This is a genomic window from Nocardioides cremeus (genome assembly GCF_030518195.1).
Lineage (GTDB): Bacteria > Actinomycetota > Actinomycetes > Propionibacteriales > Nocardioidaceae > Nocardioides > Nocardioides cremeus.
On the sequence record NZ_JAULSC010000014.1, the window covers coordinates 30,691 to 43,193 of the forward strand.

General features: G+C 73.2%; 13 protein-coding genes. 7 read left to right on the plus strand and 6 right to left on the minus strand.

Annotated features, from left to right (window positions below; genetic code table 11):
- The first annotated feature begins 49 nt into the window (after positions 1–49).
- Positions 50–760 (plus strand): hydrogen peroxide-dependent heme synthase, encoded by a 711-nt coding sequence (gene hemQ / locus QWJ41_RS13730; protein WP_302708979.1) that lies wholly within the window; start codon positions 50–52, stop codon positions 758–760.
- 192 nt (positions 761–952) lie between these two features.
- A complete protein-coding gene (locus QWJ41_RS13735) occupies positions 953–1,591 on the plus strand; it encodes a hypothetical protein (protein ID WP_302708980.1) in 639 nt (212 codons plus the stop codon).
- Positions 1,592–1,601: 10 nt separating this feature from the next.
- Here the strand turns inward: QWJ41_RS13735 and msrB are convergent, their stop codons facing one another.
- The gene (msrB, locus tag QWJ41_RS13740; RefSeq protein ID WP_302708981.1) at positions 1,602–2,021 is read right to left on the minus strand and encodes a peptide-methionine (R)-S-oxide reductase MsrB; all 420 of its coding nucleotides are present in this window, start codon (positions 2,019–2,021) and stop codon (positions 1,602–1,604) included.
- A 104-nt stretch (positions 2,022–2,125) separates the two neighbouring features.
- On the opposite strand from msrB, the gene QWJ41_RS13745 reads away from it, so the two are divergent.
- The 3 genes from QWJ41_RS13745 (at position 2,126) to QWJ41_RS13755 (ending at position 4,868) form a co-directional block, all read left to right on the plus strand.
- Positions 2,126–3,211, plus strand: coding sequence for a ferredoxin reductase (locus QWJ41_RS13745; RefSeq protein WP_302708982.1), 1,086 nt, complete (start codon positions 2,126–2,128; stop codon positions 3,209–3,211).
- A gap of 62 nt (positions 3,212–3,273) precedes the next feature.
- On the plus strand, positions 3,274–4,515 hold the full coding sequence (locus tag QWJ41_RS13750; protein ID WP_302708983.1) for a fatty acid desaturase family protein: 1,242 nt from the start codon (positions 3,274–3,276) through the stop codon (positions 4,513–4,515).
- Positions 4,512–4,868 (plus strand): hypothetical protein, encoded by a 357-nt coding sequence (locus QWJ41_RS13755; protein ID WP_302708984.1) that lies wholly within the window; start codon positions 4,512–4,514, stop codon positions 4,866–4,868. The genes QWJ41_RS13750 and QWJ41_RS13755 overlap by 4 nt, the downstream gene beginning before the upstream one ends.
- Positions 4,869–4,990: 122 nt before the next feature.
- Here the strand turns inward: QWJ41_RS13755 and QWJ41_RS13760 are convergent, their stop codons facing one another.
- From QWJ41_RS13760 to QWJ41_RS13770, 3 genes are read right to left on the minus strand one after another with little or no spacing between them, the layout of a single operon-like run.
- Positions 4,991–5,467, minus strand: coding sequence for a GNAT family N-acetyltransferase (locus QWJ41_RS13760; RefSeq protein WP_302708985.1), 477 nt, complete (start codon positions 5,465–5,467; stop codon positions 4,991–4,993).
- A complete protein-coding gene (locus tag QWJ41_RS13765; RefSeq protein WP_302708986.1) occupies positions 5,464–7,785 on the minus strand; it encodes a thiamine pyrophosphate-binding protein in 2,322 nt (773 codons plus the stop codon). Before QWJ41_RS13765 ends, QWJ41_RS13760 begins: the two co-directional genes overlap by 4 nt.
- A gap of 23 nt (positions 7,786–7,808) precedes the next feature.
- Positions 7,809–9,038: a trans-sulfuration enzyme family protein gene (locus QWJ41_RS13770; RefSeq protein ID WP_302708987.1), complete on the minus strand. Its 1,230-nt coding sequence runs from the start codon at positions 9,036–9,038 to the stop codon at positions 7,809–7,811.
- 114 nt (positions 9,039–9,152) lie between these two features.
- Here QWJ41_RS13770 and QWJ41_RS13775 point away from each other — a divergent pair, with 114 nt between their 5' ends.
- On the plus strand, positions 9,153–9,638 hold the full coding sequence (locus QWJ41_RS13775) for an Lrp/AsnC family transcriptional regulator (RefSeq protein ID WP_302708988.1): 486 nt from the start codon (positions 9,153–9,155) through the stop codon (positions 9,636–9,638).
- Positions 9,639–9,657: 19 nt separating this feature from the next.
- Here the strand turns inward: QWJ41_RS13775 and QWJ41_RS13780 are convergent, their stop codons facing one another.
- Complete coding sequence (locus QWJ41_RS13780) at positions 9,658–9,858, minus strand: hypothetical protein (protein ID WP_302708989.1); 201 nt, start codon at positions 9,856–9,858, stop codon at positions 9,658–9,660.
- Complete coding sequence (locus QWJ41_RS13785) at positions 9,858–11,132, minus strand: GNAT family N-acetyltransferase (protein WP_302708990.1); 1,275 nt, start codon at positions 11,130–11,132, stop codon at positions 9,858–9,860. The genes QWJ41_RS13780 and QWJ41_RS13785 overlap by 1 nt, the downstream gene beginning before the upstream one ends.
- Positions 11,133–11,368: 236 nt before the next feature.
- Between QWJ41_RS13785 and QWJ41_RS13790 the strand changes: the two genes are divergently transcribed.
- Positions 11,369–12,454: a DNA polymerase domain-containing protein gene (locus QWJ41_RS13790; RefSeq protein ID WP_302708991.1), complete on the plus strand. Its 1,086-nt coding sequence runs from the start codon at positions 11,369–11,371 to the stop codon at positions 12,452–12,454.
- Positions 12,455–12,503: the final 49 nt, after the last annotated feature.

Consider the following 12,503-nt stretch of genomic DNA (forward strand, 5'->3'; position numbering starts at 1 on the left):
GCGCGCCACCAGGTGCGGCGCGGGTGGGGGCGGTTGGCACAATGAGGCCATGAGCGACACCCAGAGCAACGCCTCCCGGGTCCGGGAGATCAACGACTCGATCCGCTACACGATGTGGTCGGTCTTCCGCCTGCGCGACGTGCTTGGCGACGAGGCCGACCGCGCCGCCGAGGCCGCCGAGGTCGACGAGCTCTTCGAGGCGCTCGCCGGCGACGACGTGGTGGTGCGCGGCGTCTACGACGTCAGCGGCCTGCGCGCCGACGCCGACGTGATGCTCTGGATCCACGCCGTCGACTCGGTGCAGCTCCAGGACGCCTACCACCGCTTCCGCCGCACCGCCTTCGGCGCCCGGCTCGAGCCGGTGTGGTCGCAGATGGCCCTGCACCGCCCGGCCGAGTTCAACAAGAGCCACGTGCCGGCGTTCCTCGCCGACGAGGAGCCCAAGCGGCACATCTGCGTCTACCCGTTCGTGCGCTCCTACGAGTGGTACCTGCTCGAGGACGGCGAGCGCCGCGCGATGCTCGCCGAGCACGGCAAGATGGCGCGCGACTACAAGGACGTGCGCGCCAACACCGTGGCCAGCTTCGCCCTCGGTGACTACGAGTGGATGCTGGCCTTCGAGGCCGACGAGCTCTACCGCATCGTCGACCTGATGCGGCACCTGCGCGCCTCCACCGCCCGCCGCCACGTGCGTGAGGAGGTGCCGTTCTACACCGGCGCCCTGACCCCGGTCCCCGACCTCCTGCACCGCCTGCCCTGACCCGTCCCGAATCCCGCGCCGACCCGGCCTGAATCTCGCGCTGACCCGGCCTGAATCTTCACCGCGAGGAGAAGTGCAGGTACGGGCCGGCTCGGCGCGAAGTCTGGGCCCGGTCAGCGGGAGACATGGGCCGGGTCGACGATGAGGGAACCCCCGCCCGAGAGGAACCGTCCCAGCCCCATGCCCACCCCCATGCGCACCCCAGCCCGCCGGCGTACGACCGGTCTCGCCCTGCTCGTCGCCCCGCTGCTGATGGTCTCCGCGTGCGGCGGGGGAGAGGACGAGGTGGCCGTCGACGACGGCGCGGCGAGCTCGCCGGCGCCCCTGGAGCCGCAGGCCGCCCCCGGCACGGTGCGCACCCGCGACCTGGTCGTGGTGATGGACACCGGTGAGGGCCCCGAGATGTGCCTGGGACCGGTCGCCGAGTCCTACCCGCCGCAGTGCAGCGGCCCGGCCATCGAGGGCTGGAAGTGGCGCGACCAGCAGGCCTTCGAGAAGGCCGGCAACGTGCGCTGGGGCTACTTCGCGCTCACCGGCGACTGGGACGGCACCACCTTCACCGTCTCCGACGCGATCCCCGCGGCGCTCTACAGCCCGGTGCGCGAGGACGAGCAGGACCCGCCCCCGCCGCTGCGCCAGCGCGACGAGGCCTCGATCAACGAGATCGCCCGCGAGGTGAGCGAGCTGCCGGGCGTGGCCGGCACCTACGTGGAGAACAACCAGGTCGTGGTCGAGGTCGCCTACGACGACGGCGCGCTGCAGCAGCGCCTCGACGAGCAGTACGGCGCCAACGCAGTGCGGGTCGTCCCGCAGCTCGTCGACGCCGGCTGAGCGGCCGGGCTCAGCCCTCGACGGGCCCGGAGCCGTCGGCCGGCTCGAGGGTCATGCTGATCGAGTTGATGCAGTAGCGGTCACCGGTCGGGGTGCCGTAGCCGTCGGGGAAGACGTGGCCCAGGTGCGAGCCGCAGCCGGCGCAGCGCACCTCGACGCGCTTCATGCCGTGCGAGGTGTCCTCGATGTACTCGATGGTGTCGCTGAGCGGCTGGTAGAACGACGGCCAGCCGCAGCCCGAGTGGAACTTGGTGTCGGACTCGAAGAGCTTGGCCCGGCAGGCCTTGCAGCGGTAGACGCCGGTGGTCTCGGTGTCGGTCAGGCGCCCCACTCCGGCGCGCTCGGTGCCGGCCTGGCGCAGCACGGCGTACTCCTCGGGCGAGAGCTGCTCGCGCCACTCGGCGTCGGTCTTCTCCACGTCGTAACCCATGTCTCCAGCCTACGTGGGCCACCTCATCCCTCCGGGGCGTTGACGGGGCTCGGTGCACGGCTGTTCACTGTGTTCGGTAGAGGACCCAGCCCGAGGAGGCCCGGTTGAGCGCGACGATCCCGTGGGAGCGCGTGCGGCGTGCAGGCGCGAAGCTGACGACACCGCTGCACCCCGACGACTACCTCTCCCTGATCAACCCGTTGTGGAGCCAGCGCGAGCTGCGCGGGCGCGTCGAGGAGGTCGTGCAGGAGACCGAGGACGCCGCGACCCTGGTGATCCGGCCCGGCTGGGGCTGGCGCTTCGACCACCGCCCCGGGCAGTACGTCGGCATCGGGGTGCAGGTCGAGGGCCGGTTCCAGTGGCGCTCCTACTCGGTCAGCTCGCCCCCGCGCCGCTCCGGGCGCCACATCGCGATCACGGTGCGGGCGATGCCCGAGGGGCTGCTGTCCTCCCACCTGGTCAACGGGCTCGCGCCGGGCACGATCGTGCGGCTGGCCAAGCCCGAGGGCGACTTCGTGCTGCCCGACCCGCCGCCGCCGCGGATGCTGTTCCTGGTCGGCGGCTCGGGGATCACGCCGGTGATGGCGATGCTGCGCACCCTCGACCGTCGCCACACGATGCCCGACGTCGTCCTGCACTACTCCTCGCCGACGCCCGAGCGGATGATCTTCCGCGACGAGCTGGCGCGGCTGGAGGAGGCCCACTCTGGCCTCACGGTGCACCGCCTGCACACCGACACCGACGGCATCCTCGAGGTCGGTGACCGCGAGCGCGGCCTCGACGCGGTGTGCCCCGACTGGCGCGAGCGCGAGACCTGGGCCTGCGGGCCGGGCCCGATGCTCGACGCGGTGTCCGCGCACTTCGAGGCCGAGGGCCTCGAGGACCGGCTGCACCTGGAGCGCTTCACCCTCGAGCTGGGCGGCGACGGGGGCGAGGGCGGTCAGATCCGCTTCCAGACCTCCGGCAAGGAGGTCGAGGTCGACGGAGCCACGACCGTCCTCGAGGCCGGCGAGCAGGCCGGTGTCGGGATGCCCTACGGCTGCCGGATGGGCATCTGCCACACCTGCACCCTGACGCTCGTCTCCGGCACCGTGCGCGACCTGCGCAACGGCGAGGAGTACGCCCAGCCCAACGAGCAGGTGCAGACCTGCGTCACCGCCGCCGTCGGCGACTGCGTCATCGACATCTGAACCACCCCCTACCTACGAGCACCGACCCACGAGCACCGAGCCACCAGCACCGAGGAGACGACATGGCGATCGCCGACGTCCAGGAGTACACCCACCTCACCGACGACGAGGTCGAGCAGATCGGCCGCGAGCTCGACCGGATCCGCGCCGACGTCGAGGCGTCGCGCGGCGCCGCCGACGCGGCGTACATCAACCGGATGATCAAGGTGCAGCGCGGCCTCGCCGCGGCGGCCCGGGTCACCCTGATGACGACCTGCCACTCCAAGAAGGCGCGGGTGCCGGGCGCGGTCGCCGGCGCGACCATGCTCGGCCTGGCCAAGATCCTCGAGAACATGGAGATCGGCCACAACGTCATGCACGGGCAGTGGGACTGGATGAACGACCCCGAGATCCACTCCTCCAACTGGGAGTGGGACACCGCCCAGCCGGCCGAGCAGTGGAAGCACTCGCACAACTACATCCACCACCAGTTCACCAACGTGCTCGGCTACGACAACGACATCGGCTACGGCGTGCTGCGGATGGCGCGCGAGCAGCGCTGGAACCCCGCCAACCTCGGCCAGCCGGTCTACAACGCGCTGCTGGCCTCGCTGTTCCAGTGGGGCGTGGCGCTGCACGACCTCGACCTCGAGAAGATCCGCAAGGGCGAGAAGGACCCGAAGGAGATGAAGCGCCAGCTCAAGCAGATCTGGCGCAAGGGCCGCAACCAGGCGCTCAAGGACTACGTCGTCTACCCGGCGCTGTCGGGGCCGCACTGGCGCACCACCATCAAGGCCAACGCCACCGCCAACCTGGCGCGCAACCTGTGGTCCTACATGATCATCTTCTGCGGGCACTTCCCCGACGGGGCGATGCACTTCACCGAGGAGGAGCTCGAGGACGAGACCCGCTCGGAGTGGTACCTGCGCCAGATCCTCGGCGCCGCCAACTTCGAGGGCGGCCGGCTGCTGCACATCCTCTCGGGGAACCTCGGCTTCCAGATCGAGCACCACCTCTTCCCCGACCTGCCCAGCAACCGGTACGCCGAGATCTCGGAGCGGGTGCGCGCGCTCTGCGACAAGTACGACCTGCCGTACACCACCGGCCCGCTGCACCGGCAGTACGGACAGACGCTGCGCACGATCATGAAGCTCTCGCTGCCCAACCGCTTCACCTCCTCCGACTCCCCGCCGGAGCCGCCGAACCGCCCCGACGCCGTCGAGGCGCCGCCGGTCGACAAGGGCCGCAAGTCCGACGCCGAGCTGCCCCCGCGCCGCTCCGAGCTCGGCGGGTGGTCGCGCTCGGGCATCGGGCGGGCCTCGTGATCCGCGGCCTGGGCCGCGACGTCGACGCGCGTACGGCGCCCTTCGCGTGGGAGCCCGACGAGCAGGGTCGACCCGCGCTCATGGGGGCGCGGGTCACCCAGTGCGCGCTGAGCCGGATCTGCGGTGCGTGCGCCGAGTCGCTGGGTCGTCCGATCGCGTTCGTGGGTGACGCCGAGGAGGTCGCCCGCAACGCCTTCCACGCCCCGCCGCTGCACGAGGAGTGTGCGCGGGGCCTGGCTGCCGACTCGCCGGACTGGCGGGTGGTGGTGCTGACCGCGGGGTTCGAGTTCGTGCGGCCGGTCGCTGGTGCGGCCGACCGGCGGCCGACGTTCGAGCCGAACTCGCTGCTCTGACTGGCTGCCCGGGTCGTGGTCTGGGTCGTGGTCTGAGTCGTGGCTTGGGTCTTGGCCCCTGGACGCACCATGGCGCGTCCTGAGGCACACGACCCGAACCACGACCCGGACCACGACCCGGATCAGTGCTCGGGCCGCACCAGGACCTCGTAGTCCACGCCGGTCGGCGCCCGGAAGTGCCCGACCCGCTCGAAGCCCAGCGACGCGACCACCCGCAGCGCCCGGGCGTTGAAGCCGGCGACCGTCATCCGGTAAGCCGTCGGGGCAAACCGCGCGCGGCCGTAGGCAAGACCAGCCGCGATGGCCTCGCGACCGAGACCCTGACCGACCAGCTCGGGGTGCAGCCCGCCGCCGGTGTCGAGGGCGGTGTCGTCGTACGCCCAGCCCGGCACCCGTCCGTCGGGGCCGAACGAGCGGAAGCCCACCAGCCGTCCACCCGCGCTCAGCGCGTGGAAGCCCGACGCGGGGTCGGCGAGGGCATCGGGGTCGGCGTCGGTCATGTCGTAGCAGTCGTACGGCGCCGGGTAGCGCCAGGTGCAGATGTCGACCGCCTGGTCGCGGGTCAGCGGCGCCAGCGCCAGCGGGCCCAGGGACGTCACTCCACCAGGCCCAGCGCCGCGTCGACGACCGCCGCGACGTCGAGCCCGTGCAGGCGGTAGGCGTCCTCGAGGCCGGAGGACTGACCGAACTCGTCGACGCCCAGGCAGCGGAGCCGGTCACCGCGCGCGCCGGCGAGGAACGACAACGTGTGCGGGTGGCCGTCGAGCACGGTGACCAGCGGCGCCGGCGCGGAGGCGGGGAACAGCTCGGCGAGGATGTCGCCGCCGGTGCCGCCGCCGCGGCGGCCGCGCTGCTGGAAGGAGCGGAAGACCAGGTCGGGGCTGGTCAGGCAGACCACCCCGGCCCGCACGCCCTGCCCGCGCAGGCTCTCCGCCGCCGCGAGCACCTCGGGCATGATCGCGCCGACGCCGACGAGCGTCACCTGCTCCTCGTCGAGCGCGTGCCCGGCGGGCAGCCGGTAGCCGCCGGCCACCGCCTGGCGCCGGCGCCGCTCGACCAGCGCCGGGTCGTCGGGCAGGTCGGCGAGGGCGGGGTCGAGGGGCCGCGTGGAGAGCCGGAAGTACGACGACGTGCCGCCCGGCACGCCGACCGACTCCATCGCGGCCAGGAAGCACCACTCCAGGTCCTGCGCGAACGCCGGCTCCCAGGCGGTGCAGCCCGGCTGCTCGAGGCCGATCGAGGGCGTGGTGATCGACTGGTGCGCCCCGCCCTCGGGCGCCAGCGTGACGCCCGACGGGGTGCCGACCAGGATCGACTGACCTCCGGAGTAGATGCCGTAGGACCACGGCTCCAGCGCCCGGGAGACGAACGGGTCGTAGATCGTGGCGATCGGGATCAGCCGCTCGCCCCAGCGCGACCAGGTCGCGCCCAGCTCGCCGAGCAGCGAGACCAGGTTGACCTCGGCGATGCCGAGCTCGATGTGCTGGCCGTTCTGGCGCTCCGACCAGCGAAGCAGCCGCTCGGTGTCGTCGGCGAACCAGTCGCGGCGGTCCTCCACCGACCACACCCCGGCCTTGTTGATCCAGCCGCCCAGGTTGGTCGAGGAGGCCACGTCGGGGCTGCAGGTGACCACCTGCGCGGCCACCGCCGGCGCGTCGCGGTGCAGGTCGGCCAGCAGCCGGCCCAGCGCCGCCTGGGTCGAGACCGGCCGCTTGTGGGCGTGGCCCAGCGCGACCGGCACCGGGAGCGGGGTCGTCGGCGGCTGCGGCGTACGACGCAGGGCCGCGGCGCGCTGCTCGCACAGCTCGGCGCCGGCGCTGCCCGCGGGGAAGCGTGACCACGGCTCCGACCGGTCGCCCCCGGTCTGCTCGGCCAGGGCGTCCATCTGCTCGCCGGTCAGGAGCGCGGAGTGGTTGTTGGGGTGGCCCTCGGTGGGCAGCCCGCGGCCCTTGATCGTGTAGGCGAACACGACGGTGGGGCGGTCGTCGTCGACGTCGGCGAAGGTGTCGACCAGCAGCCCCAGGTCGTGGCCGCCGAGGTCGCGCACCAGCCCGGCCAGGTCGTCGGCGTCGAGGGAGTCCACGAGCCCGCGCAGCTCGGTCGAGGGCGACCACGAGTCCGAGGCGGCGAGCAGCCGGGTGGCGAGCTCGTCGCTGCCGGCGCGCAGCATCCGCTGGTACTCCTCGTTGGGCATCTGCTCCAGGCGGGCGCGCAGCTCGGTGCCGCCCGGCCGCTCGAAGAGCTCGCTGATGCGCCGGCCCCACTTGATGGTCACGACCTGCCAGCCGGCCGCCTCGAACATGCCGGCGAGCCGGGCGATCTGCAGCTCGGGCACGACCCGGTCGAGCGACTGCCGGTTGACGTCGACGACCCAGAGCACCTCGCCGAGTCGGGCCACGGCGGGGTCGGCCACGGCCTCCCAGATCGCGCCCTCGTCGAGCTCGGCGTCGCCGAGCAGGCTGACGAAGCGGCCGGCCGGGGGAGCGTCGGCGAAGCGGGAGGCGACGTAGCGGTGCGACATCGCCGCCCACAGCGCCGCGGTCGCGCCGATGCCGACCGAGCCGGTGGAGAAGTCGACGGTGTCGGGGTCCTTGAGCCGCGAGGGGTAGGACTGCAGCCCGCCCTTGGCCCGCAGCGTCGGCAGGTAGGCCTCGTCGAGGTCGCCGAGCAGGTAGTTGAGCGCGTGCAGCACCGGCGAGGCGTGCGGCTTGACCGAGACCCGGTCGTCGCGCTCGAGCTCGGCGAACCACAGCGCCACCATGATGTCGACCATCGAGGCCGACGAGGCCTGGTGGCCGCCGACCTTGACCCCGCTGTCGTTGGGCCGCCCGGCGTTGGCGGCGTCGACGATCGAGGTCGCCAGCCACAGCACGCGGCGCGAGACCTCGCGGAGAAGGGCAGGGTCGGGCGTGGTCACGGGTCTCCTCCGGAGGGGGTCGGTCAGACGCCGGCGGGCTGGGGCGCTTGGGTGCTCGGGCGCCACTGTGCCACCGCCGGGGCAGCCACGGGGGCCACCCTGCTGGCGTCGAGCGCAGCCGCGAGGTCCTCGAGCAGGTCGAGCGGGTCCTCCAGCCCGACCGAGAACCGGACGACGCCCGCCGCGGGTCGCGCGTGGGGTGCGACCGGGCGGTGGGTCAGCGCCGCGGGGTGCTGGACCAGCGAGTCGACGCCGCCCAGCGACACCGCGTGGGTGAACAGCCGCACCGCCGAGGTCAGCCGCGCGGCGGCGTCGTACCCGCCGTGCAGGGTGATGGCGACCATCGCGCCGGAGCCGCGCATCTGGGTGCCGACCAGCCCGCGGGGGTCGTCGAGACCGGGGTGGTGCACGACTGCGACCTCGTCGCGGCCCTGGAGGAACTCCACGAGCCGGTGGGCGCCGTCCTGCTGGGCGCGCACCCGCAGCGGCAGCGTGGCCAGGCCGCGGTGCAGCAGGTAGGCGCCGAGCGGGTGCAGGATGCCGCCGGTCACCGCGCGCACCTGGCGCAGCCCGTTGGCGGTCTCCTCGTTGCAGGCGATGACGCCGCCCACGACGTCGCCGTGACCGCCGAGGTACTTGGTGGCGCTGTGCAGCGCCATCGCGGCGCCGTGGTCGAGCGGGTTCTGCAGCACCGGCGTGGCGAAGGTGTTGTCGACCAGCACCGGCACGTCGCCGGCGGCGGCCACGGCGGCGCGGATGTCGAGCAGCTCCAGCGTCGGGTTCGCCGGGGTCTCCACGACCACCAGCGCGGTGTCGGGGCGCACGGTGGCCGCGATCTCGGCCTCGGTGCACCAGGTGACCTCGGTGCCGAGCAGCCCGGTGGAGAGCAGATGGTCGGTGCCGCCGTACATCGGGCGGACCGCGACGACGTGGCGCTTGCCGGTCAGCATCGTGCGCGAGAGCACCGCGGCCGACATCGCGGCCATGCCGGAGGCGAAGGCGACCGCCGACTCGGCGTGCTCGAGCGTGGCGAGCGCGGTCTCGAAGCGGGCCACCGTGGGGTTCCACAGCCGCTGGTAGACGTGGCCGCCGTCGGTGGGGTGACCGCCGGTGGCCATCGACTCGTAGGACTCGCCGCCGGTGTCGAGGTCGGGCAGCGGGTTGGTCGAGGAGAGGTCCAGCGGCAGGGCGTGCACGCCGAGGGCGGTCAGGTCGTCGCGGCCGCTGTGCACGGCCAGGGAGTCGAGGCGCATGCCGTGATCCTCGCTGAGAAGTCGTCCTGCCTCGGGCTCTGTTGTCGAAGACGTAGCCTGATCCACGATCACTTGCAGAAGAAGCAGGATCACTACCCTGACGAGGAGTTCGCGTTGCCTGGATCACAACCCGCCAAGGGGGCCGCCCCCGGCCTGGACTCCCTCGACCTCGACATCCTGCGCGCCCTGGGCGCCGACGGCCGCCTGACCAACAAGGCGCTCGCCTCGCGCCTGGGCGTGGCCGAGTCGACCTGCGCCTACCGGGTGCGCTCGCTGCGCGACCGCGGGGTGGTCGTCGGCACCAGCGTGCAGGTCGACGTCGCCGCGCTCGGCTTCCCGCTGCAGGCGGTCATCAAGGTGCGCCTGGGCAGCCACGACCACCAGCACGTCACGACGCTGTACGACGCCCTGGTCGAGGCCCCGGGCGTGCTGCAGGCGCTGCACGTGGCCGGCGAGGACGACTTCCACCTGCTGGTGGCCGTCGCCGACCCCGAGGCGTTGCGTGACCTGGTGCTCGAGCACGTCACGGTGCACCCCGTGGTGCGCTCGACCGAGACCCAGCTGGTCTTCGAGCGCCGCAAGGGCCGCGGGGTCCTGTGAGGCCGGTCCCCGCCGTCGCTCAGTCGGTCGACGACGTACGCCCGGCGAGCCAGGCGTGCAGCTCGGGCCCGTCGGCCTCGAGCCGCTCCATCTCCTCGCCGCCGTCGCAGGTCAGCAGCGCCACCGTGGTGTGCGCGGGAGAGGAGGCGACGACCTGCCAGTGCCCGCCGCGCAGCGCCCACTCCTCGAGGGTGCGTGCGGGTCGCGGGACGGGAGGCATCAGAAGCCCGTGGTGCACCAGGGTGTCGGGCCGCCGTCGGCCATCGCCGCGAAGGCGTCGGCGCCAGCCCCGGTGACCCGTCCGGCGACCGCCAGGTCGGCCGCGTCCACGTCACCGAGGTAGAGCTGGCCCAGGCTCTCGGCCGAGAGCCGCACGTCGGCGGCGTCGTCGGTACGCCGCACCGTGGCGGCGCCGCCGCTCGTGGTGACCCGCCAGCGACCGGAGGTGTGGCCCAGGGCGTCGTCGACGTCGAGCACCACGTCGCCGTCGGCGTGCCACGGGCGGGCCTCGAGGGCGACCGGCAGGTCGAGCACCCGCACCCACAGCGTGTCGTGCAGCGCGGTGGTGGTCACGACGCGGGGGTCGACCAGCGCGAGGTCGAGCGTGCCGAGCAGCGGGCTGCGGCCCCACCGGACCTTCTCGACGAGGTCGATGTCGGCGACGAAGCGCCACAGCCGCAGGTAGGACGACGTGGTGTCGGCGGCGAGGTCGACCAGCTCGACCGCCGCGTCCTTGCGGTGGTCACCGTTGTGCCTGAAGAGGGCGTAGCCGTCGACGGCGCCGGCGGCGTCGAGGTGCAGCACCGCGCGCAGCATCTTGTCGGGTGCGCCCTTGTCCCAGTCGTACTCGCCGGTCAGGAACATCTCGTAGAACGACGGCCGGCTGACCGCGCCGCGGGTGGCCTGCAGGTGGCGCCCGAAGACCTCGCGCACGTGCGGCCACGCCTCGGTCGGCTCCACCATCTCCAGGCTGCCCGGGTCGTCGAGGTCGCGCAGCCCGAAGTGGGCGCCCGTGTCGATCTCCACGCGTCGCCCGCGCACGGCGGGGCCGAAGCCGAAGCGGCCGTAGATCGAGCCCTCGGTCGCGGTCAGCGCCGCCACCGGGCGCCCCTGCGCCACCGCGTGGTCGAGGTCGTCGGTCATCAGCCGGCGCAGCAGGCCCTGGCGCCGGTGGGTGGGGGCGACGGTGACGTCGCTGATCATGTGCAGCCCGAGCGTGCGGCCCCCGCCGACGTTGAGCTCGCCCGCCCAGCTGGCGAAGGTGCCGACCGGCAGCGTGCCGCCGGCGACCCGGGCGGCCGGCCAGGCGCCACGCAGCACCGCCCCGTCCCGCCCGGCGTGCTTGCGCCAGCGGTCGAACTCGGCGTCGTCGTTGCGGCTGTCGTGGAACCCTCGCGAGAGGCCCTCCAGCCAGCCGCGCAGCAGCGCCGCGTCGGCGCCCTCGTCGCCGGGCTCGAGGGTGCGGAAGGTCAGGTCGGCGTGCGGCTCACTCACCCCGACACCCTAGGAGCCTCCCCGCCCACCCCTCCACGCGATATCCCCGCCGTTGGTCGAGCAGTGACGAGCGCCAGCGAGGAACGTCGCCGAGACCCGGTGAGGCGCCCGGTTGCTGTACGCCGGGTGGTTGCGGGGTCTCGGCGTCGCTCGAGCCTTCGGCCCTCGCTGCTCGACCAACGGCGGGGCCATCGCTGCTCGACCTACGGTGGGGCGTGGGCGCCTAGGGTGGCGCCATGGCGAAGGCGAGCGCGGCCGAGGTGGAGGCGGGCGGGCGTGCGGTGCGCGTCTCGAGCCCCGACCGGATCATCTACGAGGCGACCGAGCGCACGCCCGAGGTGACCAAGCTGATGGTCGCGCAGTACGTCGCCTCGGCCGAGGACGGGCTGATGCGCGCGCTGCGTGACCGGCCCACCGCGCTGGAGCGCTGGCCCTCGGGGGTGCGTGAGGGCATGCGCCTGGCCACCGGCCCGCAGGACTCGAAGGCCGAGGCGTTCTACCAGAAGCGGGTGCCCAAGGGCGCGCCCGACTACCTCGAGACCGCCACGGTCACCTTCCCGTCGGGGCGCACCGCCGACGAGATCTGCCCGACCGAGATCGCGGTGCCCGTGTGGTGCGCCCACATGGGCACGCTGACCTTCCACCCCTGGCCGGTGCGCCGCGGCGACGTCGACCACCCCGACGAGCTGCGCATCGACCTCGACCCCCAGCCCGGCACCGGCTTCGCCGACGCGGTGCGGGTAGCCGGTGTGGCTCGCGAGCTGCTCGCCGAGCTCGGGCTGACGGCGTACGTGAAGACGTCGGGCAACCGGGGCGTGCACGTCTACGTGCGCATCGAGCCGCGCTGGGAGTTCCTCGACGTGCGGCACGCCGCGATCGGCTTCGGGCGCGCGCTGGAGCGCCGCGACGAGCAGGTCACCACGGCGTGGTGGAAGGAGGAGCGGGGGGAGCGCATCTTCGTCGACTACAACCAGAACTGCCGCGACCGCACCATCGCCTCGGCGTACTCGCTGCGGCCGTTGCCCGGCGCCCCGGTCTCGACGCCGCTGTCGTGGGACGACCTGGCCGAGGTCGCCGACCCCCGTGAGCTGAACCTCTTCACGGTGCCCGAGCGGCTCGCCGACGGCGGGGACCCGTGGGCCGGCATCGACGATGAGGCGTTCTCGATCCAGCCGCTGCTCGACCTCTACGAGGAGCTGCCCGGGGGAGAGATGCCCTACCCGCCGGACCACCCGAAGATGCCGGGCGAGCCGCCGCGGGTGCAGCCGAGCAAGAAGGTGGCCGGGCACTGGGACGCCGACGGCAACCGCATCGAGGACTGACGCTCGCGGGGCCCGTGGGGCGTCAGGGGCCTGGAACCAGAAGGGCCCG